The sequence below is a fragment of the Pseudoxanthobacter sp. genome, assembly GCF_036822375.1.
GTDB lineage: Bacteria > Pseudomonadota > Alphaproteobacteria > Rhizobiales > Segnochrobactraceae > Pseudoxanthobacter.
In genome coordinates this window covers 4,931-26,668 of record NZ_DAISHT010000024.1, presented here as the reverse complement: position 1 = coordinate 26,668, position 21,738 = coordinate 4,931, and the positions used below count along the sequence as shown (strand labels likewise).

The following is a 21,738-nucleotide window of genomic DNA, read 5'->3' as shown; positions in this document are numbered from 1 at the left end:
GCTCTGCCGCGGCCGGCCGTTCTCATCTTCCGGCCGCAGCCGGCGGGCGCCATTTGACGGTCGCAGCCGGCCGGCCCGCGCCGCGTTGTCCGGCCCTTATTGTCCGGCCACGGCCGGCCGGCGCTGTTGCCGTCACGGCCTGTGCAGACCACGGACCCGTCTGGCAGCAGCCTGAGAGCGATCAGGGAACGGAATAAGGCCCGCGGCGAGCCAGACACTGCCAAGGGATCTGCCAAGCGACCTGCCAGACACCGGCAAGGCACCGGCAAAACCGACACCGGCATCTTCTGCACAGCCAGCCCGGCTTTTTGCGCGCCGCGGGCCGCGCGGGCCCGCTTCAGGCCGCAGCGCCGGGCCGCACCGCACCGGACGACCGGCGGGCCCCGCCCCGGCCCGGGCGCATGGCGGACAGCGGGCCGGCGTCACCGGCAGCCCGGCTCAGAACCAGTCGGCCGCGCCGGCGCTATAACGGAAAATGCGATCCTGCGGCACCGGCAGCAGCGGAATCTCCTGCGCCGGCGTGCCCAGCAGCAGCCCGGTCAGCACGCGCTGCACGCCGCCGTGAGACACCACCACCGCGGGGGCCGGCAGAGCCGCCAGCCATGCTCCGATACGCGCGGACAGCATGGCGTAGCTTTCGCCTTCCGGCGGCACGAAGCCCCACTTGTCAGCCTTGCGGGCGGCGGTCGCCTCCGGTTCCCGCGCCTTCAGCTCCGGCAGCGTGGATCCCTCCCAGCGGCCGAAGGTCAGTTCGCGCAGCGCCGGCACCACGGTGTAGGCGGCCGGATCGAGCCCCATGCCGCGGCGCAGGATTTCCATGGTCTCGCGCGAACGGCCGAGGGGCGAGGCAAGCCACAGGAAGGCCGCGGGGTCGAGGGCATTGTCGTGGAAATGCACCCGCATCGCCGCGCCGTTGCGCGCGGCCTGCTCGCGGCCGAGATCGTTGAGCGGAATGTCGTGCTGGCCCTGCAGCCGGCCTTCGGCATTCCAGTCGGTCTGGCCGTGGCGCACGTGATAGAGCGGCGACGGCGGCAAGATCAGGGACATGCACTGCTCCGGCGTTGCGGGCGCCCGCCACCCCTGCGCCGCGCCCCGGGGACCACCGGCCGGCAGGCCGGGCGCCGGCCACAGCGCCGGCCGCCCGAGAACCGGCCCGGCAGGCTTATTCCTTGACGACCGAGATATCCGGCGCGTCGACGGCCTTCATGCCGACCACGTGATAGCCGGAATCGACATGATGCACCTCGCCGGTGACGCCGCGGCTCAGCGGCGACAGCAGGTACAGCGCGGCATCGCCCACCTCGTCGATCGTGACGGTGCGGCGCAGCGGCGAGTTATATTCGTTCCACTTCAGAATGTAGCGGAAATCGCCGATGCCGGAGGCCGCCAGTGTTTTGATGGGGCCGGCCGACAGTGCGTTGACGCGGATGGCCTGCGGGCCGAGATCGGCGGCCAGATAGCGCACGCTCGCCTCCAGCGCAGCCTTGGCCACGCCCATGACGTTGTAGTGCGGCATCACCTTTTCGGCGCCGTAATAGGTCAGCGTCATCACCGACCCGCCGTCCTTGAACAGGCTCTCGGCACGCTTCGTCACCGCCACCAGCGAATAGACCGAGATCTGCATGGTGCGGGCGAAATTGTCGGCGGAGGTATCGACATAGCGCCCGTCCAGCTCCTCCTTGTCGGAGAAGGCGATGGCGTGCACCAGAAAGTCGATCTTGCCCCAGTGCTGTTCCAGACCGGAGAACACCGCATCGATGGAAGCGGCGTCGGTCACATCGCAGTGGCCGGCAATGTGGGCGCCAAGCTCGGTCGCCAGCGGCTCCACGCGCTTGCGCAGCGCCTCACCCTGATAGGTCAGCGCCAGCTCGGCTCCCTGGGCATGAAGCGCCTTCGCAATGCCCCAGGCGATCGAACGATTGTTCGCGACGCCCATGATCAGGCCCCGCTTGCCGCTCATCAGCCCCTGCGTATTCGCCATTGTTCGTACTCTAATCCAGAATTTCGCACCCGCAGCGGGTTGGTCTCGTATGACACAGCGGGAAGAGCCCTTCAAGCCGCGTCACAAACGGTGTGCATTTGCAGCGGCGGCCACCCCGAAGCCGGTTGTCGCAGGGGCGTGCAAACACGCTAAAGCAGCCGCGGTTCGTCCGGCGGCCCGCCGCCGCCGGTCCGGCCCGGCCCGCGGCGACCGCGCCGCGGCGCCGGCGCGGCATCCTGCGGGGCGGCGGGCTGCGGGGCGGCCGGCTCGGCAAGGCCGGGATCGTCGTTCGCGGCCGAATTGACCCGCGACGACACCGGCCGGATCTCGAAGGCCTCCTCCGCCGCCGGCCGCAGCAGCCCGGCCGCCGCGCGCGCATCGACATGCGTCACATCGAGCCAGCGGTCGAAATCGGCCGGCGCGATTACCGCCGGCATGCGGTCGTGGACCGGTGCGATCGCCGCACTGGCGGCCGTCGTCAGGATCGCGCCGGTCTCGTGCACGCCGCCATCGGCATCGATCCACTCTTCCCAGAGCCCGGCGAAACCGACGAGCCCGCCGTCGGCCGGGCGGATCAGCATCGGCTGCTTCACCCGGCCCGCGCGCTGCCACTCGTAAAACCCGCTCGCCGGCACCAGACAGCGGCGATGGCGCATGGCCGCGCGAAAGGCCGGCTTTTCCAGCGCCGTCTCGCTGCGCGCATTGATCAGGGCGGGAAAATCGCCGGGGTCTTTCACCCAGCCGGGCAGAAGGCCCCAGCGCACCAGTTCCAGCCGCCGCCGGCCGGCGACCTCGCGCACGATGACGATGGGCTGGCCCGGTGCGATGTTGTAGCGTGGCGGAAACGGATGAAAGCCGGCGACGCGAAACAGCGCGGCCACCGCCTCCGGCGGCGCGGTCAGAAGAAAGCGTCCGCACATTGCCCGTTCTCCCGCCGGGGCGGCACGCCGGTCCGGCTCCGCCCGCCCGGCCGCATCCCGCGGCCTCTGCTGCATTCAGGAATCTGAAGCCATGAAGATCAGTGCGCGCAACCAGCTTCGCGGCACCGTGGTCGAAATCGTCAAGGGCGCCACCACGGCCCATGTGCGAATCGATACCGGCACCGCCGTCATCACCGCCTCCATCACCAACACGTCGGTGGACGAACTGGGCCTGAAGGTGGGCGGCACGGCCTATGCGGTCATCAAGGCTTCGGACGTGATGGTCGGCGTGGACGACTGACCGCGCGGAGCCGTCAGCTCAGCAGCGTCCACAGCGCGCGGCCGAGCACGGCGATGCCGAACACCACCAGAAGCACGCCCGCGGTGCGGTTGATGCGCATCAGCCAGATGTCGTTCATCCGCCCGCGCAGCAGCGTGACGAAACCGGCGATCATCAGCCACCACGACGACGAACCGATGATGAGGCCGGCCACCAGCGTCAGGGCGCCGATCCAGTCGCCCGGCGCCGGCGCGAGATCGCCGAGACCGCCGAACAGCGCAATGAAGCCCAGCACCGCACCGGGGTTGGTGATGGTCATGATGAAGGCCGTCAGCAGGCCGCCGATGAAGCCGCGCTGGCTGTCGCGCTCGTCGCCGTCGAGGTGCGGATGGGCATTCATGATGCGCCAGCCGAACCAGAACAGCACGAGCGCGCCGATGAACTGCACGGCCACCGCGTGGGTCTGGACGAAATCCGACACCGCCGTGACGCCGAAGGCGGCCATCGCGGCATAGAGCGCATCGGCCACCACGGCGCCAAGGCCGGCGGACCAGCCGGCAAACAGCCCGCGCCGGAAGGTGCGCTGGATGACCATGATGTTGACCGGGCCCACCGGCGCCGTCGTCGCCACGCCGATTGCCGCGCCGATGCCTAGCAAGCCGAGATCGGTCAAATCATCACCCCGTTCGCCCGCCCGTGTCGCCGGGGGAGGACCTGCGGTCCGCTGCACCGCTGCAGCCGCGCCCCGGTTCGGCGCAGATGCAAACCGCGCACGAAAAATTCATCGCCAGAGAGCAATATCGCCCGCAGCCGACCGATGCCATAAGGGAACACCCGCACGTTCACAACGGGCGGGGTGCAAATTTCGGGCTTCTCGCCGCCCTCGCGGACGATAAAATGCCGTTGCCTCCCGGATCGCGGCTCCGGGGCGGAAGCCGCCTGCCCCGCGGCTCCTGTCAGCCGGCAGTGCGGCGGCCGCGGCTGCGCGCAGGGTGCGTGCAGATCATCGCCAGAGCTTCAGAATCGCAGTCAGGCTTCATCATGGCTCCTCGCTTCGCCGGCCGCTTCGCGGCGGCCGCCCATGCCGGCACTGTGCTGTTCCGCGCCGTGCTCGCCGGTACCGCGCTCGCCGGCCTCACCGGTGCCGCGATGGCGCCGGGGAACGCGGCGGCGGCCCCGTCGCTGGCGGCCATCGATTCCGCGGCAACGCCCAACACCCAGCCTTCGGCCAGCCGGCCGCCGCTGCCGGGCGAGAGCCTGGCTCCCGCGCCCGATTCGGCGCCCGGCGACGGCGAGGACACCCCGCCTGCCGACGCCCCGCCCGCCAACACCCCGCCTGCCGGCACGCTGCCCGCTACGCCCGGCGATGGCGGCAGCGCCCCCGCAGCGCCGGCCGCCACGCCCGGCCAGAACGCGCCCGGGCCGAACGCACCGGAACAGAACGCACCGGGACAGAGCGCGCCGGCGGTGAACGGGCCCGGGCAGAATGCGCCGCAGCCCCCGGCAGCAACGCCCCGGCCGGCGACCGGCACGCCGCCGGAGGGGTCTGCCGCCCCGTCGGCCCCGACCACCCCCGCCGCTGCCGGCGAGGGGGAGGATTCCGCCGCGCCCGCCGACGACAGCGAGACCGACAACACCCCGCTGCCGCCGGTCCACTACGGCGTGGAAGGGCTGCCGGCGCCGGTGCAGCACACCCGACAGGCCATCATCGATGCCGCCCGCACCGGCGACATCGAGAAGCTGCGCGCGGTCATTCAGGCCCGGAAGCCCGCCCCTCAGCTTTCCAGGCGCCCCTATGGCGATCCCATCGCCTTCCTGAAAGAGAATTCGGGCGACGAGGCCGGGCGTGAGATTCTGGCCATCCTGCTCGACCTTCTGGAAAGCGGCTGGGTGGTGACAGACCCCGGCACGCCCAAAGAAACCTATGTCTGGCCCTATTTCGCCGTGTATCCCATCGGCCGGCTCACGCCCGCGCAGCAGGTTGAGGTGCTGCGGGTGCTGACGGCCTCGGATGTCGACGAAATGACGGCCTACGACGCGTATCTGTTCTTCAAGATCGGCATTGCGCCCGACGGCACATGGCGTTTCTTCATGGCCGACGATGGCGAGGACTGAGATGACGGCCCTGTTCCGCCGCTGGCTGCGCCGCGGCGACGGCACGCCGGTGGTGCTGATCCACGGGCTGGCGGCCGACCATCACAGCTGGCGGTCATTCGTGGCCGCCAATCCGCTCGGGCACCCGGTGCTGGCGCTGGATCTGCCCGGCCACGGGGCTTCCGCGCCGCTGGCGGCGCCCTCGCTGCCGGCCATGGCCGCAGCCGTGCGGGCCATGCTGGACGAGGAGGGCATACGCGAGGCGCACATCGTCGGCCATTCGCTGGGCGGCGGCGTTGCCGCGCTGGCGGCCGATGCGCTGGGAGCGGGCACGCGCTCGCTGCTGCTGATCGCACCGGCCGGGCTCGGGGTGGATGTCGATGCCCGGCTCGTGGCCGCACTGGCCCGCGCGCGCGACGAGGTGACGCTGGCGCCGCTGCTGGCGCAGTTCGTGGCCGATCCCGCGCTGATCACGCCCGCCTTCGTGCGGCTCACCGCCGCCCAGCGCGCCGACGGCCGCCTGTGCGCGCAGCAGGTCGCCATCGTGGCCGCAACCTTCCCGCCGGAGGGCGGCGCCGTGCCACAGGCCAATGTGGAGGCCGTGCGCGGCGCCATCGCCCGCCAGCAGGCGCCGGTGCGGGTGGTGATCGGGGCGGAAGACAGGATCGTGCCGCCACGCCAGATGGAGGGTCTGCCGGGCACGGTCGCCCGCCATATCCTGCCCGGCGTCGGCCACCTTCCGCATATGGAAGCCCGCCTGCCGCTGGGCCGCATCCTGCGCGAGACGATGCGGAGCGGCGCGCCGGCCTGACTAGCCGCCCCGGCCCGGCCGGCCGGCAATCGTCTCCAGCCCGCGGTCCCAGTAAGGCGGCGGGCCATAGAGGCCGGCGAGATAGTCGATGAACAGCCGCACCTTGGCCGGCAGGAAGCGGCGGCTCGGATAGACCGCATGAACGCCGACGCGGTGCGAGGCGCGATAGTGCGGCAGCACCACCTGCAGCCGCCCGGCGGCAAGGTCTGCGCCCACGTCCCATGTGGAGCGCAGCGCAATGCCCTGCCCGGCCAGCACCGCCTCGCGCACCACCTCGTTGGAGTTGGTGCGCAGCCGCCCCGAAACCCGCACCGATACCGCGCCCTCCGGCCCCTCCAGCCGCCAGGGGTCCTGCTGCCGGGTGGCAAGGCAGGTGTGGCGGGCAAGCCCGGCAATGGTCTGCGGCACGCCGTTGCCGGCCAGATAGCCCGGCGTGGCACACATCACGCGGTGCACATCGGCAAGGCGCCGGGCAACGAGGCTGGAATCCATCAGTTCGCCGATGCGAATGGCGACATCGAAGCCGTCGGCGATGAGATCGACGAAGGAATCGCCCAGTTCCAGATCGACGACCACGTCCGGGTTGGCGGCCAGGAAGCCGCCGAGGTGGGGGGCGATGTGCAGCCGGCCGAACGAGGTGGGTGCGGAAACCCGCAGCACGCCGCGGGCCTCCACGGATGCCCCCGTCACCCACGCCTCGGCCTCGCTCACCGAGGCGATGATGGCCGCCGCGCGCTCGAAAAAGCCCTGTCCGGCCTCCGTCACCGAAACCTGCCGGGTGGTGCGCTGCAACAGGCGCGTGCCGAGGCGGGCCTCAAGCCGGTTCATGCGCTTGGAGACGACCGCCGGCGACAGGCCCATCTCGCGCCCGGCGGCCGAGAGGCTGCCGGCGGTGACGACACGCACGAAGATCTCAAGGTCTGTCAGATCCGACACCGGCTTCCCCTTCCCCGCCACGCCGGTCAGCCGGCGGCAGGCCCGCCGGCCCCGGCATCCGCCTCTTCCGCGCCGCCGGGCGCCACATCGGCAACCGCCTCACCGGTCATAAGCCTCACGCCGTCAAGCCCCAAGCCGTCAAGCCCCACGCCGGCAAGCGCGGCGTGCTGGCGCTGCGCCAGCGCCGTCACGTCGAAATCGGCAATGGCTTCCTCGAACAGGCGATGGAAATTGAGTTCGGCGCGCAGGTGAATGAACACGCCGCCGAGGCCCAGCGCCGCGCGGTCCATGAACACGAATTCGCGCGGCACCTTCACCGGCCCCAGTTCCTTCAGCCGACGGGCCACGGTGAAGGCTTCGCGCCGGCCATATTCGGCCGCGCTCACCCCTTCCGCGATGGCGCGGGTGCGGTCTTCCAGCAGCGGGCCGTAGATAAACCGCGCCCAGATGTTCAGCGTCTCGATCAGCTCGCGGCTGAGGCCGCGGAACCCCCAGACCTCGTAGGCCGCCACCACCTCATCCTCGTTGCCGGCACGCAGGCCGCGATAAAGCGCAATGACACCGGCCACGAAGGCCGGCGGGAAGATGCGGATGCAGCCATAATCCAGCAGGTTGATGCCGCCGGGGGCCCCCTCTTCCTCAAACACCGTGTAGTTGCCGAGGTGGGGATCGCCGTGGATCACGCCGAAGCGGGCGAAGGGGTGCCACCACGCCCGAAACATGGTGGCCGCCAGATGGTTGCGCGCATCCTGATCGTGATCGCGGAAAGCCAGCATCGGCCGGCCCTCCAGCCAGCCCATGGTGATGAGGCGGCCGGTGGACAGCGCCTCCACCACCTCCGGCACACGGATATCCGTCTCGCCGGACAGAATGAGGCGATAGAGCGCGGCGTGACGCGCCTCGCGGCGATAGTCGAGTTCCTCGCGCAGGCGCGCGCCCACCTCGTGCGCCACCTCGGTGGTATCGATGGCCGGGCGCATGCGCTTGTGCAGCGCCAGCAGCACCTGAAACTGCGCCAGATCGGCCTCCACCGCCGATTCCATATCGGGATATTGCAGCTTCACCGCCAGCGCCCGGCCGTCGAGGCCGGTCGCGCGGTGCACCTGCCCCAGCGAGGCCGCCGCGGCCGGCTCGCGATCGAAGCTGCGGAAGCGCTTTTCCCAGCCCGGTCCGAGTTCGGCCATCATGCGCCGCTTGACGAAGGCCCAGCCCATGGGCGGCGCGTTGGACTGCAGATTGGACAGCGCCTCGGCATATTCCGGCGGCACCGCGTCGGGGATGGTGGAAAGCAGTTGCGCCACCTTCATCAGCGGCCCCTTGAGGCCGCCCAGCGCATCGGCGATGTCGATGGCCGTCTTCTGCGCATCGAGTTCGCGGCCCATGAGCCGGGCCGCGGCGATGCGCGCGGCAACGCCCGACAGGTCGGTGCCGACACGGGCATAGCGCGCCGCCCGCGCCGTGAAGCGGTTACGTTCCTGATCGCGCGGTTCCGTTGCCATCGGTCTGCCTTGCGGAAAAAATCCGTCCCCTGCTGCCCCCGGTTCGCCGGCGGCGCTGATTATCCGCCCGCCGGCCGCGGCCGCAACACACCTTGAAATCGCCCCCGGAAATCGCCCCCGGATCGCTCCCGCGCCCCGATCGCCCTTCAGCGGAGAATCCGTCCGCATGACAGCCGGCCGGCGGGCTGCCTCAGGCCCGCCCCGGCAGGAGGCGCAGCAGGGCGATGATCGCCAGCAGCACCGCCGGTGTCAGGAAATCGGTGTAGAGGATGGGGCCGGCATTGCCGGTCGCCATGTTGCCGGTCTCGCTGATCTGGATGATGTGGCCGACGCCGGCCCCGCCGAGGAAACAGGCCGCCATCACCGCCGTTGCCGCCGCAAAGCCGAGGTTGCGGCGAAAGACCGCCGCCAGCAGGCCGCCGACGCCCATGCCCAGATTGGCGAGGCCGACCTCGAACTGGAACGGGCTCGGCGCCCAGCCGATGGAGGCGGCCGCCTGCTGCGCGAAGAACACATGGCCCATGAAGGCCCACAGGCTGAGCAGCCCGAGCGGAAACACGAAAACCCACGTCATCAGCGCCTGCAGGCCGATGCGCAGGCCGCGCGGGCCGCGCGCAAGCTGAATGAGCGTGGCAACGATCGCCAGCACCCAGGCAGCGATCGGGAAGACTGTGACCATCGGAGCCCCTCCGGCGGGTGTTGAACAAATCGCAGCTCACGGCCCCGTTTTCACGGCCCCGTTCTGACAGGCCCGGTGCGGCCGGAGGGTTTCGTTTCCGCCCCGCCCGCCCTCCGGCACCGGCCCGGCCGTCAGCCGAGGCGTTCGAGTTCGTCGATCATGCCCTCGATCACCCCGAGCCCCTGCTGCCAGAAGCCCGGATCGCGGGCATCGAGCCCGAAGGGCGCCAGAAGTTCGGCATGATGCCGGGTGCCGCCAGCCTTCAGAAGATCGAAATATTTCTGCTGGAAGCCCGCTTCAGCTTTCGAATAGACAGCATAGAGCGAATTGACCAGACAGTCACCGAACGCATAAGCGTAGACATAGAACGGCGCATGAATGAAGTGCGAGATATAGCACCAGTAGGTTTCATAGCCCGGGTTGAGGCGAATGGCGGGACCGAGGCTCTCGCCCTGCACGTCGAGCCAGATCTGCTGCAACCGTTCAGTCGTCAGCTCGCCCTCGCGCCGCTCCAGATGCACGCGGCGCTCGAAGGTGTAGAACGCGATCTGCCGCACCACGGTGTTGAGCATGTCCTCCACCTTGGAGGCCAGCATGACCTTGCGCTCGGCAGGGGTGCGGGTGCGCTCGATCAGGGTGCGGAAGGTCAGCATCTCGCCGAACACGCTCGCCGTCTCGGCCAGCGTCAGCGGCGTCGGCGCCATCAGCGCGCCGTTGGGGCCGGCCAGCACCTGATGCACGCCATGCCCCAGTTCATGGGCGAGCGTCATCACATCGCGCACCCGGCCCTGATAGTTGACGAGCACATAGGGATGCGCACCCGGCACCGTCGGATGGGCAAACGCCCCCGGCGCCTTGCCGGGCCGGGCCGGCGCATCGATCCAGCGCCTGTCGAAGAAGGTCTCGGCAATGGCCGCCATGTCGGGCGAGAAACGGCCGTAGGCCTCCAGCACGGTCGCCCGGGCGTCCGCCCACGGAATGACGCGGTTATCGGCCATCGGCAGCGGGGCGTTGCGGTCCCAGTGGTCCAGCGCATCCTTGCCGAGCCAGCGCGCCTTCAGCGCGTAATAGCGGTGCGACAGCCGCGGAAACGCCGCCCGCACGGCCGCCACCAGCGCATCGACGACCTCGCGCTCCACCCGGTTCGCCAGATGGCGGGAATCGGCGACATCCTGAAAACCGCGCCAGCGGTCGGAAATCTCCTTGTCCTTGGCGAGCACGTTCATCACCAGCGTGAAGACGCGCATGTTGGCGCGGAACACCACCGCCAGCGCCTGCGCCGCCTCTTCCCGCCGGGCCGGGTCGGCATCGGAAAGCCGGTTCAGCGCCTGTTCCAGCGTCAGCGTCTCTGCGCCGACGGTCACACGCAGGGCGGCAACCGTTTCGTCGAACAGGCGGTTCCACGCCGCATGCCCGGTCACCGACTTCTCATGGAAAAGCTGCTCGATGCGCGGTTCCAGCTGATAGGGCTTCTCGCGCCGGCCATCCTCGATCCACGGGCGATAATGGGCGAGTTCCGGGGCCGCAAAGCCGGCGGCAAGCGCCGTCTCGTCGAGGTCGTTGAGTTCCAGGCCGAAGAACAGCAGGTGCGTGCCGGCCGCCGTCAGCTTTTCCTGCACGTCGCCATAGAACTTGGCCCGCCGCGCATCGGTCGTATCGCCGGCATAGACGAGGCCGGCGAAGGAATAGAGCCGGCCGATCAGCTCTTCCAGCGCCTCGTAGCGCGCGATCACGGCGGCCAGCGCCCGGCCGCCTTCCGGCCCGCCCAGCGTTTCTGCCAGCCGGCCCTTCACATCGGCCTCGAAGGCCTGCGCCCCGGCCAGCGCGCGGTCCAGATCGTCGCTCACCTGCGGCGAATCGAGACCCGGATAGAGATCGTCGAGGTTCCATTCCGGCAGCGTGCCGAGCCCGCCGGCCGCCGCAGCGGCAGAACCCGCTCCGGCGCGGTGCGGGAGGCGGACGACGGGGAACTGCACGGACGACGCCGGGACGAGGGAACGCAACATCGGACGGATCACTCCACGATAAGGGCCGGAGATAAGGGCCGGACGATAACAGCCGGCGGCAGCGCCGGGCCACAGAACGGCGCCGGGGCACGCCCTGCGGCCGGACGTTCCTTGACATAGGACGCGGCCCCCCAACCGATCAATGGTGCGCGGCACCGGGGAGCGCAAGGCCCGGACGTGGCTGCGGGGACACAATTTGCATTGTTTGCGGCGTTGTTAACGGGGCGTTGAGAGAAATCGTAAACACACTCTCATCAGTCCGGGTCCGCGCATGAGAGGCCGCGCGGGCCGGGCGGGCCGGACGGGCCCAGAGCACCCGCACCGCCGCCCCGACGATTGCCCCGCGAAGACCGCCCTTTCCCGCCCGGGAGAGGCGCGGTTGCAGCAGGACGTCTGGCCGCCGCCTTGCCGCCTGCCGGCTGCCGCACGCTGCGCGCAGACCGGATGACAGGAGTTGCCTATGCCCGCCGCGTTCCCGCCTGCGTTCCGCTCCACCCTTGCCGGCACGGCCCTCGCCACGCTGCTGGCCGCTCTGCCGTCGGCCTCCACCGTGGCGGCCATGCCGGGCACGGCCGGCGCACCGGGCCCGCGCACCGCGCAGGACATCATCGCCGCCGCGATCACCAGCTATGCGCAGGATCCGGTTGAACGCGCCCTGCAGGCGATGATCGGGGCGAAGATGGCGGAAATCCACCCGCCGCAACTGCCCGACACCCCCGGCGAGGCGGACGCCGGTTCCGCCGCGCCGCCGGCCGCCCCCGGCGCAGCGCCGGCCGCCGGCGAGGCCGCCGCCACGGTTGCAGAAACCGCGGCCCCGGCTGCAGAGGCCACGCCGCCGCCGGTCGCCATTCCGCCCCGCGCCCGGCCGCTGTCGCGCAGCGAGCTGGACTGGAAGGGCATCGCCGCCTTCTACGGCACCCGCAATTACGCCCCGGTGTTCTTCACCGGCGGGGCGGCCAACGCCCGGGCGCGCGCCATTGCCACCCGCCTTGCCGCGGCCGATGGCGACGGGCTGAACCCGGCTGACTATTCCGGCCTCGACCTTTCGCAGGGCCGCCTCTCGCCCGAGCAGGCCGACCGCATCGCCCATGCCGAACTGCGCATGGCGATGAGCGTGCTGCGCTATGCCCGCGATGCGCAGGTCGGCCTCGTCAACCCGGCCTCGCTCTCGCCGCTGGTGGCTGAAAACCCGCAGGCGCCGGAGCCGGCCGCCGTGCTGGCGACGGTTGCCGGCGCCGCCGATCCGGTGGCCGCGATCGACAGCTTCAACCCGCCCTATGCCGGCTTCCACAAGCTGCGCCAGAAGCTGGCCGACCTGCGCGCCGGCCGGGCGGTGGCCGTCGTCGCGCCCGCGGGCACCGGCAGCGGCACGCCCTCCGTCGGCGGCGGTCCGGTGATGGCGGTGCGCGATGCCGGCGGCTGGGCGGTGGGCGGCGAGGCGGTGGGCCGCTTCGCCAGCGCCGCCGTCGCCTCCGATGTCGATCCGATGGTGACCGGCGCCGTGCCGCGCGCACGGCCCGGCAGCACCGTGGACGTGGCGGCCATCGACCCCGTGCCCGCCGTGCGCGCGCCCGCGGCCGCCGACCGCCGCCTTGCCCAGCGCAAGGCGACGGAAGCCGCCATCCTTGCCAACATGGAGCGCTGGCGCTGGCTGCCGCGCGATCCCGGCGCCAAGCATGTCTGGGTGGATATTCCCGGCTACGACCTCGCCATCGTGCGCGACGGCCAGCAGACCTTCCACACCCGCGTGGTGGTCGGCAAAGACACCAACCAGACGCCGTCGCTGTCGAGCGCCATCAACAACATCGTCGTCAACCCCTACTGGAACGTGCCGGTTTCCATCGTCTCCAAGGAGATGCTGGCGCGCATCAAGGCCAATCCGGCCTACCTGACGCGCAACAACTACGAGGTGCTCTATCGCGGCCAGCCGATGGACCCGACCCGGATCGTGTGGAACGAGAACGCCGCCCGCGCGCTTTCCATCCGCCAGAAGCCCGGCGGGCGCAACGCGCTCGGCACGGTCAAGTTTCTGTTCCCGAACCCGTTTTCGGTCTACCTGCACGATACGCCGTCGAAGTCGAAATTCGCCAACGACGACCGTGCCGACAGCCACGGCTGCGTGCGGGTGCAGAACCCGATGGCCTTCGCCGCCGCCCTGCTGGAAGGCGAGCCCAACCTCAGCGGCGAAAAGGTGGAGCAGCTCGTCGGCGGCAAGGAACGCTGGCTGAAGGTGGCCGATCCGGTGCCGGTGCACCTGACCTATTTCACCGCCACGGTGGATGCCGGCGGCCGGCTGGTGCTGCGGGAAGACATCTACGGCCGCGACCCGAAGCTGAAGAAGAAGCTCGGCCTCGGCGCCTGAGGCCGGCGCCGGGCGCACAGGCAACAGCCCGGAATCGAAAAGGGGGCCGCCGGCCCCCTTTCTGCGTTTCAGTTCTGCAGCACGGTGAAGGCATCCACGTCCACCATGCCGAAATCGGTGATCTTCAGGTGGGGGATCACCGGCAGCGGCAGGAAGGCAACCTGCAGGAACGGCTCGTCGAGGGTGGCGCCGATGGCGCGGGCGGCCGCGCGCAGCGGCACCAGAGCCTCGGCCACCGCCTCGTGGCTCTCAAGGCTCATCAGGCCGGCGACCGGCAGCGGCAGTTCGGCCAGCACCGCGCCCTCCGCCACCACCACGAAGCCGCCGCGGATGACCGACAGGTGATTGACCGCCACCGCCATGTCCGCATCGTCCACCCCCACGACCGTGATGTTGTGGCTGTCGTGGCCGACCGAGGAGGCAATCGCCCCGCGCTTCAGCCCGAACCCCTTCACGAAGCCGCGGCCGATGTTGCCGTTGCGGCCGTGGCGCTCCACGACGGCGACCTTCGCCACATCCTGCGCCGGGTCGATATCGCGGAAGCCGGCGGAGAACGGCAGCACGAGGGTGAGGTGCTCGGTAATGATCTGGCCCGCAATGATGCCGATGACCGGCCCTTCGGCGCGCGAGGCCCGCACGCGGAAATCGGCCGCCGTCACCCGCGGCGCGCGGATGCTGTCGAGCCCGACCGGGGCCACCGCCGGGCGGGCGGCAAAGGCGGCCTCGTCCGCCTCCGTGCCGCCGGCGAACACTTTCGCCACCCGGCAGCCTTCCAGATCGTCCAGCAGCACGATATCCGCCCGCCGTCCGGGCGCGATCATGCCGCGATCGGTCAGCCCGAAGGCCGTTGCCGGGGTGAGCGAGGCAGCGCGGTAGGCGGCAAGCGCCGGCACCCCCATGGCGATGGCGGTGCGGATCAGGTGATCGAGGTGGCCTTCGTGGGCAATCTCCAGCGGATTGCGGTCGTCGGTGCAGAAACACAGGAACGGCGCGGTGGCAACCGACAGCAGCGGCCCGAGGCGCGCCAGATCCTTGCACACCGAGCCCTCGCGGATCAGCACCGTCATGCCCTTGCGGATCTTCTCCAGCGCCTCGTCGGCGCCCGTCGATTCATGGTCGTTGCGGATGCCGGCGGCGAGATAGCCGTTGAGATCGGCCCCGCGCAGCAGCGGCGCGTGACCGTCCAGATTGACGTCGCCGAACGCCTCGATCTTGGCCAGCATGCCGGGATCCTTGGCCAGCACGCCGGGAAAGTTCATCACCTCGGCAAGACCCAGCACTTTGGGGTGGTCGCGCAGCGCCAGCAGGTCTTCCACCTCCAGTCGCGCACCGGCGGTTTCCATCGCCGTTGCCGGCACGCACGACGACAGGTTGATGCGCAGGTCCATCACCAGCGCGGCCGCGCTTTCCAGAAAGAAGCGGATGCCCTCCGCCCCCAGCACGTTGGCAATCTCGTGGGGATCGCACAGCGCAGTCGTGACGCCGTGGGGCAGCACGCAGCGGTCGAACTCGTGCGGGGTGACGAGCGAGGACTCGACATGCAGGTGCGTGTCGATGAAGCCCGGCACCGCGATGCGCCCGCCGCAGTCGATCACACGCCGGCCGCGATAGGCCTCGTAGGTGCCGACGACGGTGTCGCCGCAGATGGCGATGTCGGTCGGGGTCAGCGCGCCGGTGACGAGATCGAACAGGCGCAGGTTCGTGAGCACCAGATCGGCCTCCGCCACCCCGCGCCCCTGATCGATGCGCCGTTCCAGAACGCTGCGTGCGACCATGGCCTGCCCTTTCCCCGCCCCGGCGGCGCGCCGGCCGCGCCGCGCTGGAAGCCGCAATTGTTTCATACGCCGCCGGCTTTGACGAGGGCCGGGCAACCGTCCCGGCGATGCGCAGCCGGTCCGGTCGGAGGCACCGGCATGGCCGCACCGGCGCCCGGCCCGCAGGCCGCCGGCGCCGCGGCGGCAGCCGGCCGGGCGCTGCGCGCGATGCCCGGGAAACGCGAAATATTTTTCATTTTCGTCTTGCGCGGCGGTCGGCGGCGCTGTCCCATGCGTCGGGCGGGCATAATCATTGCCGGCCGGCGGCGGAGCCGTGCGCCCCCGCCTTCATGATCGAGGCCTCTTTCCCATGCGTTTTTCTTCCCGAGTCGAGCACATTGGCGGCGAATCCGTTGCCGCCTGGAACATTCACACCGCGGCCAAGGAAGCCCAGCGTCGCGGCGAGGATGTCATCGTGCTCAGCGTCGGCGACCCGGATTTCTCGACCCCCGCCCCCATCGTCGAGCGCGCCATCACGGCGCTGCGCGACGGCGACACCCATTACAGCGAGGTGGCGGGGCGTCACCGGCTGCGCACCGCCATTGCCCACATGCAGGCTGAACTGTGCGGCCTGCAGGCCGGGCCGGAGAACATCATGGTCACGGCCGGGGCGCAGAATGCCCTGTTCGCGGTGGCGCAATGCCTGTTCGAGGCCGGCGACGAGGTGATCGTGCCGGAGCCGATGTACCTCACCTATCCGGCCGCCATCGGCGCCTCGGGGGCGAAGGTCGTGCCGGTCGCGGTGCCGGCAGCCACGGGCCTGCGCCCCGACATCCCGGCCATCGAGGCGGCGGTCACCCCGGCGACACGCGCCATCGCCCTTGCCAATCCCAACAACCCCACCGGCATGGTGCTGACGCCGGCCGAGGCGGAGGCCATCGCCGGCATCGCCCGCCGCCATGATCTGTGGGTGATCGTCGACGAGGTCTACAGCACGCTGCTGTTCGAGGGCACCCACACCGCCATCGCCGCGCTGCCGGACATGGCGGGGCGCACCGTCACCATCAATTCGCTGTCGAAGTCCCACGCCATGACCGGCTGGCGCGTCGGCTGGGTGGCGGCGCGGCCGGACCTCATCCGCCATCTCGACAATCTGGGGCTGTGCATGATCTACGGCCTGCCCGGCTTCATTCAGGAAGCGGCGCTGACGGCGGTGGAAATGAGCCCCGTCATCACGGCCGAGATGCGCGCGCTTTATCGCCGCCGGCGCGATCTGGTGGTGAAAGGACTTTCCGGCGTGCCGGGTCTGCGCTGCCTGTCGCCGGCTGCCGGCATGTTCTGCCTCGTCGACGTGCGCGAAACCGGGCTTTCCTCGCTCGATTTCGCGTGGAGCCTGTTTCGCGAAACCGGGGTGTCGGTGCTCGATGCCTCGCCGTTCGGGCCAAGCTCGGCCGGTTTCGTGCGCCTTGCCTTCACCATCGACGACGCATCGCTGGCCGAGGCCACCCGCCGCATTGCCGGCTTTGCCGGCCGGCTGATGCGGCCCGAGACCCCGCGCGCCGCCCGCGCCTGAGCGGCGGCCGCCTCCGTTGCCGGCAGCCCCGTGCGGGCGCCGGCATGTTACTCCTGCGAGGACATAAGAAGAATGAGCACCAATGCCGACCTTCTCGCACGCCGCACTGCGGCGGTGGCCCGCGGTGTGGGACACACCACGCCGGTTTCCGCCGCCCGTGCCCTCAATGCCGAAGTCTGGGACGTCGAAGGCAAGCGCTACATCGATTTTGCCGGCGGCATCGCCGTGCTCAACACCGGCCACTGCCACCCGAAGGTGATGGCCGCGGTGCAGGCGCAGATGGAGCGCTTCACCCACACCTGTTTTCAGGTTCTGATGTATGAGCCCTACATCGCGCTTGCCGAGCGGCTGAACGCCATTGCCCCCATCCGCGGGGCGGCCAAGTCGCTGTTCTTCACCACCGGCGCCGAGGCGACGGAAAACGCGGTCAAGATTGCCCGCATCGTCACCGGCCGGCCGGGCATCATCGCCTTCACCGGCGCCTTCCACGGCCGCACCAATCTGGCGGTCACGCTGACCGGCAAGGTCATGCCCTACAAGAAGGGGCTGCCGGCCACCCTGCCGGACATTTTCCACGTGCCGTTCCCGGTGGCGCAGCTCGGCGTTTCCATTGAAGAGACGCTGCGGCACCTCGACTTCATCTTCAAGGCGGACGTGGCGCCGGAGAATGTCGCGGCCATCATCATCGAGCCCGTGCAGGGCGAAGGCGGCTTCCACATGGCCCCGCCGGCGCTGATGCGCGCGCTGCGCCGCATCTGCGACGAGCACGGCATTCTGCTGATCGCCGACGAGGTGCAGACCGGTTTCGGCCGCACCGGCAAGATGTTCGCCATGGAGCATTACGACGTTCACCCGGACCTCGTGTGCGTGGCCAAGAGCCTTGCCGGCGGCTTCCCGCTTTCCGGCGTCATTGGCCGGGCCGATGTGATCGACGGCGTGGACCCCGGCGGCCTCGGCGGCACCTATGCCGGCAACCCGCTGGCCTGCGCCGCCGCGCTGGCCGTGCTCGATGTGCTGAAAGAAGAGAAGCTGATCGACCGCGCCAACGTGATCGGCGACATGCTGGTGAACCGCATCAAGGGCTGGGAAACGCGCAACGATCTGCTGCCGGTTTCCGCCGTGCGCGGGCCGGGGGCAATGATCGCCTTCGACATCGTCAAGGACCGCGGCACCTTCGAGCCGGATGCCGAGGCAACCCGCCGCGTGGTGCAGAAGGCGTGGCAGAGCGGCCTCGTGCTGCTGTCGTGCGGCACGACCTTCAGCACCATCCGCATCCTCGTGCCGCTGACCGCCAGCGACGCGGTGCTGCAGGAAGGCATGGACCTGCTGGAAGGCGCGCTCGCCGCCGGCTGAGCCGCGCCGCCGCTGTGTTTTCCCTGTTGAGCGGGGCCGGCAGCGCTTGCCGGTCCCGCCGCTTCCGGAGGAAGATGGCGGACGCCTCGCGGGGGGCCGCCGGCACCGGCCGGCGGAGCGGACCTGCAATTTTTCTGTGCGCCGGCTTTTCTGTGCGCCGGTCTTTCTGTGCGCCGGCACGGGCCGCCGCCCCCCCCTTCGGAGTGAGACGACATGGCCACCTGCGGTGAAGTGCTGATCGGAATCCTCGAAGCCTATGGCGTCGAGGTGGTGTTCGGCATTCCCGGTGTGCACAATGTCGAGCTTTATCGCGGGCTTGCGGGCTCGGCCATCCGCCACGTCACGCCCCGCCACGAGCAGGGCGCCGGGTTCATGGCCGATGGCTATGCCCGCGCGACCGGCCGGCCGGGGGTGTGCTTCACCATCACCGGTCCGGGGCTGACCAACATTCTCACCGCCATGGGGCAGGCCTATTCGGATTCCGTGCCGATGCTGGTCATTGCCTCGGTCAACAGTCTGGCGGAGATGGGCACCGGCAACGGCCATCTGCACGAGCTGAAGTCGCAGCGCGCGCTGGCGGAAGGCGTCACCGCTTTCAGCCACACGGTCACCCATCCCGCCCAGCTTCCCGAAGTGATCGCGCGGGCCATGGCGGTTTTCGCCGGCAGCCGGCCGCGGCCGGTCTATATCGAGATTCCGGTCGATGTCATCACCGCGCCGGGCGATGCGCTGCCGCTGCGTGCCCGGCCGCTGCCGCTGCCGCCGCAGCCGCCGGCGGTGGCACTGGAGGCGGCCGCGTGCCTGCTTGGCGCCGCCGCGCGGCCGCTGGTGGTGCTGGGCGGCGGCGCGGCCGGGGCGCCGCAGGCCGCCCGCAGCCTTGCCGAGGCCCTCGACGCCCCGGTCATCATGACCATCAACGCCCGCGGCCTGCTGCCGCCCGATCATCCGCTGATCGCAGGCGAGATTCTCACCGCCCCGCCGCTGCTGGCCGCCCTCGGCGAGGCCGATGTGGTGCTGGCGGTGGGGACCGAGTTCGGCGAAACGGAGATGTATCCCTGGCCGGCGCCGCTGGTCATCAACGGCGCGCTGGTGCGCATCGATATCGATCCGCAGCAGATCATGCGCGGGCCGGTGGCCGATGTCGCCCTTGTCGGCGATGCCGGCCTTGCCATGCGGGCCCTGTGCGACGGCCTGCCGGCTGTCGCCATGCGGGCCGGCGCCACCCGCGCTGCCGCCCTGCGCGCCGCCACGCAGGCCGCCCTGCCGGCCGCCACCGCCCCCTATCGCCGGGTGATGGAGACCATTGACGCGATCCTGCCGGATGCCATCGTCGTCGGCGATTCCACCCAGACCGTCTATTTCGCCAATCAGTTCTACCGCCCGGCCCGACCGCGTTCGTTCTTCAACGCCTCCACCGGCTACGGCACGCTCGGCTATGGCCTGCCGGCGGCCATCGGCGCCCGGATCGGCGAACCCGAACGTCCGGTGATCGCGCTGGTCGGCGATGGCGGCGTGCTGTTCACCATCGGCGAACTGGCCGCCGCGGTGGAAGCACAGGCCCCGGTCATCGTCATTCTGTGGAATAACGACGGTTACGGCGAGATCCGCTCCTATATGGAAGCCCGCTCCATCACGCCGGTGGGCGTCGACCTGAAGGTGCCGGATTTCATGCGCATCGCAGAGGGCTTCGGCTGTGCCGCCGAGCGGGTGAAAAGCTTCGCCGGGCTGGCCGATGCCCTGATCGCCGCCAACGAACGGCTCGTGCCGACGGTGATCGAAATTCATGCCGGCGCCGCCTTTGTGCGCGAGACCGCCTGAGGCGTCCCGCCGCGCGAGGCATCCGGCCGGCTGATTTGCTGCGCCTGCTCACTTTTCCAGCGGGGCACCGCGGCCTGCCGGGCCGGGCCAGCGTCCCGTTTTCCCGCACGGGACAGGCTCTGCTGTGCGAAATTTCTGACCAGAGTGGCGAAAAGGGTGGCATTTTCGCCACCAGCGGGCACGCGCATACCGCCCATGCCTTCCACTCGCAACTCTTCCCTTGCGCTCCTGCGCTGCAGCAACAATCCTGTGTTCCCTGCCCGGCGCGGTGCGCCGGCAAACCGGCCCCGGCCGGCCTGCGGCGCACCCGCCGCAGTGCCCGCGATACCGATGGCCGGCGGCAGGCGCTCCACCATGCCGGGCCCGCACAGGGCCGGTTGTGTCGGGGCCGGAACGGGGCCGCGGCCCCCTCCGCCCCCGCAGCCGGCGAAGGGTCTTCTGCACCGTGGCGCGCAGACGGGAATGGTTCCGGGTGTCCGGCGGCGCATCGCGCCGCGGCGCACCCGCTCAGCCGGGAGATTTGGATGCGATCCCTTGCTCTTGCCCAGGCCGGTGATGCTGACGCCGTCGCTGCCGCCATTGCCGCAGGAGCAGATGCCCTCGTCCTCGATCTTCTCGGCCTGCCGCAGGGGCCGGGCCTCGATGCCGCCCGCCTTGCCGCCCGTGACGTTCTCGGCACCCTGCGCACCGCCCCGCCGGAAGACCGCCGGCCGCTGCGCCGCTTCGTGCGCATCCACTCCCTGACCTCGCGCCTTGCCGATGGCGATCTCGACATCGTCATGGCCGGGCAGCCGGACGGCATCGTGCTGCCGGCCGCCGATCCGGACTGCATCGGCCGGCTGGCGCTGCGCATCGCCGTGCGCGAGGCGCAGCTCGGCCTGCCGGCCTGCTCCACCCGCATCATCGCGCTGATGGCGCAGGAGCCCGCCTCCATGCTGCGCCTGTGCGAGAGCCCGCGCTCCGGCCGCGGCGCACCGGCGGCAGCGGCGCCCTCCGGCCCGACCGCCCGGCTGGCCGGCTTCGGTTTCAGCCCCGGCCAGTTGCAGCCGACGATCGGCCTTGCAAACCGCGGCCACGGCGGCGCTTCGGACGTACTGGCGCGCGGGCTGGTGGTGGCAGCAGCCGCCGCTGCCGGCATTGCCGCAGTCATCGATGCCCCGCCCGCCGGCCCGGCCGGACGGGATATCGATGCATGGGCCCGCCGGGCGCTGCGCGACGGTTTCACCGCCGGCTTCGCCGCCCGCACCGAGGAAATCCCCGTCCTGAACCGCGTGTTCAGCCACTGAACGGATGCGGCCCTTGCCGCGGCAAGCCGGAACGGCGTCCGCCTCTGCCGGGCAGGCCGTGAAAACAGTCCGCCGCGCCGGCAGCACGACACCGCTCGCCAGCCCCGCCCGGACGGCATCCGCCGCGCCGGCAACAAAATAACCGGCAAGGACAGCGTCCGCCACGGCAAGCCGGAACGGCATCCGCCTCTGCCGGACAGGCCGTGAAAACAGCCCCCCGCCGCGCCGGCAGCACGACACCCTCGCCAGCCCCGCCCCGGACGGCATCCGCCGCGCCAGTAACAAAATGACTGGCAAGGACAGCGTCCGCCACGGCAGGCCGAAACGGCGCCCGCCTCTGCCGGGCGGGCCGTGAAGACAGCCCGCCGCACCTGCAGCACGACACC

Annotated in this window: 17 protein-coding genes; 8 read left to right on the top strand and 9 right to left on the bottom strand. The window is 70.5% G+C overall.

Going from position 1 to position 21,738, the window contains the following annotated elements:
• Positions 1-438: 438 nt before the first annotated feature.
• The 3 genes from V7067_RS04495 to V7067_RS04485 all read right to left on the bottom strand — a co-directional run bounded on the left by V7067_RS04495 (position 439) and on the right by V7067_RS04485 (position 2,901).
• Entirely contained in the window at positions 439-1,047 is a 609-nt protein-coding gene (locus V7067_RS04495; RefSeq protein WP_334174685.1) for a histidine phosphatase family protein, read from the bottom strand.
• Positions 1,048-1,162: 115 nt separating this feature from the next.
• A complete protein-coding gene (fabI, locus tag V7067_RS04490; protein ID WP_334174684.1) occupies positions 1,163-1,981 on the bottom strand; it encodes an enoyl-ACP reductase FabI in 819 nt (272 codons plus the stop codon).
• 149 nt (positions 1,982-2,130) lie between these two features.
• Positions 2,131-2,901 carry an SOS response-associated peptidase gene (locus V7067_RS04485; protein ID WP_334174683.1) on the bottom strand — a complete coding sequence of 257 codons (771 nt, stop codon included), beginning with the start codon at positions 2,899-2,901 and terminating at the stop codon, positions 2,131-2,133.
• Positions 2,902-2,992: 91 nt separating this feature from the next.
• Between V7067_RS04485 and V7067_RS04480 the strand changes: the two genes are divergently transcribed.
• The gene (locus V7067_RS04480) at positions 2,993-3,202 is read left to right on the top strand and encodes a molybdopterin-binding protein (RefSeq protein ID WP_334174682.1); all 210 of its coding nucleotides are present in this window, start codon (positions 2,993-2,995) and stop codon (positions 3,200-3,202) included.
• A 13-nt stretch (positions 3,203-3,215) separates the two neighbouring features.
• Here the strand turns inward: V7067_RS04480 and V7067_RS04475 are convergent, their stop codons facing one another.
• Complete coding sequence (locus V7067_RS04475; protein ID WP_334174681.1) at positions 3,216-3,854, bottom strand: LysE family transporter; 639 nt, start codon at positions 3,852-3,854, stop codon at positions 3,216-3,218.
• A gap of 368 nt (positions 3,855-4,222) precedes the next feature.
• Between V7067_RS04475 and V7067_RS04470 the strand changes: the two genes are divergently transcribed.
• Both V7067_RS04470 and V7067_RS04465 read left to right on the top strand, forming a co-directional pair.
• Positions 4,223-5,296 (top strand): hypothetical protein, encoded by a 1,074-nt coding sequence (locus tag V7067_RS04470; protein ID WP_334174680.1) that lies wholly within the window; start codon positions 4,223-4,225, stop codon positions 5,294-5,296.
• A 1-nt stretch (position 5,297) separates the two neighbouring features.
• Positions 5,298-6,086, top strand: a complete 789-nt coding sequence (locus V7067_RS04465; RefSeq protein ID WP_334174679.1) for an alpha/beta fold hydrolase — start codon at positions 5,298-5,300, stop codon at positions 6,084-6,086.
• Here the strand turns inward: V7067_RS04465 and V7067_RS04460 are convergent, their stop codons facing one another.
• From V7067_RS04460 to V7067_RS04445, 4 genes are all read right to left on the bottom strand, one after another.
• On the bottom strand, positions 6,087-7,022 hold the full coding sequence (locus V7067_RS04460) for a LysR family transcriptional regulator (RefSeq protein WP_334174678.1): 936 nt from the start codon (positions 7,020-7,022) through the stop codon (positions 6,087-6,089).
• 26 nt (positions 7,023-7,048) lie between these two features.
• Positions 7,049-8,521, bottom strand: a complete 1,473-nt coding sequence (locus V7067_RS04455; protein ID WP_334174677.1) for an AarF/UbiB family protein — start codon at positions 8,519-8,521, stop codon at positions 7,049-7,051.
• A 190-nt stretch (positions 8,522-8,711) separates the two neighbouring features.
• Positions 8,712-9,200 carry a DUF6790 family protein gene (locus V7067_RS04450; protein WP_334174676.1) on the bottom strand — a complete coding sequence of 163 codons (489 nt, stop codon included), beginning with the start codon at positions 9,198-9,200 and terminating at the stop codon, positions 8,712-8,714.
• Between the two features lie 131 nt (positions 9,201-9,331).
• Positions 9,332-11,206 carry a M3 family oligoendopeptidase gene (locus V7067_RS04445; RefSeq protein ID WP_334174675.1) on the bottom strand — a complete coding sequence of 625 codons (1,875 nt, stop codon included), beginning with the start codon at positions 11,204-11,206 and terminating at the stop codon, positions 9,332-9,334.
• A 460-nt stretch (positions 11,207-11,666) separates the two neighbouring features.
• Between V7067_RS04445 and V7067_RS04440 the strand changes: the two genes are divergently transcribed.
• Positions 11,667-13,568: a L,D-transpeptidase family protein gene (locus V7067_RS04440; protein WP_334174674.1), complete on the top strand. Its 1,902-nt coding sequence runs from the start codon at positions 11,667-11,669 to the stop codon at positions 13,566-13,568.
• 68 nt (positions 13,569-13,636) lie between these two features.
• On the opposite strand, the gene ade is transcribed toward V7067_RS04440, so the two are convergent.
• Entirely contained in the window at positions 13,637-15,343 is a 1,707-nt protein-coding gene (gene ade / locus V7067_RS04435) for an adenine deaminase (RefSeq protein WP_334174673.1), read from the bottom strand.
• Positions 15,344-15,692: 349 nt separating this feature from the next.
• Between ade and V7067_RS04430 the strand changes: the two genes are divergently transcribed.
• The 4 genes from V7067_RS04430 to V7067_RS04415 all read left to right on the top strand — a co-directional run bounded on the left by V7067_RS04430 (position 15,693) and on the right by V7067_RS04415 (position 21,352).
• The gene (locus V7067_RS04430; RefSeq protein WP_334174672.1) at positions 15,693-16,895 is read left to right on the top strand and encodes an aminotransferase class I/II-fold pyridoxal phosphate-dependent enzyme; all 1,203 of its coding nucleotides are present in this window, start codon (positions 15,693-15,695) and stop codon (positions 16,893-16,895) included.
• A gap of 72 nt (positions 16,896-16,967) precedes the next feature.
• The gene (gene gabT / locus V7067_RS04425; RefSeq protein ID WP_334174671.1) at positions 16,968-18,248 is read left to right on the top strand and encodes a 4-aminobutyrate--2-oxoglutarate transaminase; all 1,281 of its coding nucleotides are present in this window, start codon (positions 16,968-16,970) and stop codon (positions 18,246-18,248) included.
• A gap of 213 nt (positions 18,249-18,461) precedes the next feature.
• Entirely contained in the window at positions 18,462-20,066 is a 1,605-nt protein-coding gene (locus V7067_RS04420) for a 5-guanidino-2-oxopentanoate decarboxylase (RefSeq protein WP_334174670.1), read from the top strand.
• Positions 20,067-20,590: 524 nt separating this feature from the next.
• Positions 20,591-21,352, top strand: a complete 762-nt coding sequence (locus V7067_RS04415; protein WP_334174669.1) for an aldolase/citrate lyase family protein — start codon at positions 20,591-20,593, stop codon at positions 21,350-21,352.
• Positions 21,353-21,738 lie beyond the last annotated feature (386 nt).

Coding starts and splice junctions, on each gene's coding strand:
- V7067_RS04495 (WP_334174685.1), bottom strand. CDS start 1,047: ATGTCCCTGATCTTGCCGCCGTCGCCGCTCTATCACGTGCGCCACGGC.
- fabI (WP_334174684.1), bottom strand. CDS start 1,981: ATGGCGAATACGCAGGGGCTGATGAGCGGCAAGCGGGGCCTGATCATG.
- V7067_RS04485 (WP_334174683.1), bottom strand. CDS start 2,901: ATGTGCGGACGCTTTCTTCTGACCGCGCCGCCGGAGGCGGTGGCCGCG.
- V7067_RS04480 (WP_334174682.1), top strand. CDS start 2,993: ATGAAGATCAGTGCGCGCAACCAGCTTCGCGGCACCGTGGTCGAAATC.
- V7067_RS04470 (WP_334174680.1), top strand. CDS start 4,223: ATGGCTCCTCGCTTCGCCGGCCGCTTCGCGGCGGCCGCCCATGCCGGC.
- V7067_RS04465 (WP_334174679.1), top strand. CDS start 5,298: ATGACGGCCCTGTTCCGCCGCTGGCTGCGCCGCGGCGACGGCACGCCG.
- V7067_RS04455 (WP_334174677.1), bottom strand. CDS start 8,521: ATGGCAACGGAACCGCGCGATCAGGAACGTAACCGCTTCACGGCGCGG.
- V7067_RS04450 (WP_334174676.1), bottom strand. CDS start 9,200: ATGGTCACAGTCTTCCCGATCGCTGCCTGGGTGCTGGCGATCGTTGCC.
- V7067_RS04445 (WP_334174675.1), bottom strand. CDS start 11,206: ATGTTGCGTTCCCTCGTCCCGGCGTCGTCCGTGCAGTTCCCCGTCGTC.
- V7067_RS04440 (WP_334174674.1), top strand. CDS start 11,667: ATGCCCGCCGCGTTCCCGCCTGCGTTCCGCTCCACCCTTGCCGGCACG.
- ade (WP_334174673.1), bottom strand. CDS start 15,343: ATGGTCGCACGCAGCGTTCTGGAACGGCGCATCGATCAGGGGCGCGGG.
- V7067_RS04430 (WP_334174672.1), top strand. CDS start 15,693: ATGCGTTTTTCTTCCCGAGTCGAGCACATTGGCGGCGAATCCGTTGCC.
- gabT (WP_334174671.1), top strand. CDS start 16,968: ATGAGCACCAATGCCGACCTTCTCGCACGCCGCACTGCGGCGGTGGCC.
- V7067_RS04420 (WP_334174670.1), top strand. CDS start 18,462: ATGGCCACCTGCGGTGAAGTGCTGATCGGAATCCTCGAAGCCTATGGC.
- V7067_RS04415 (WP_334174669.1), top strand. CDS start 20,591: ATGCGATCCCTTGCTCTTGCCCAGGCCGGTGATGCTGACGCCGTCGCT.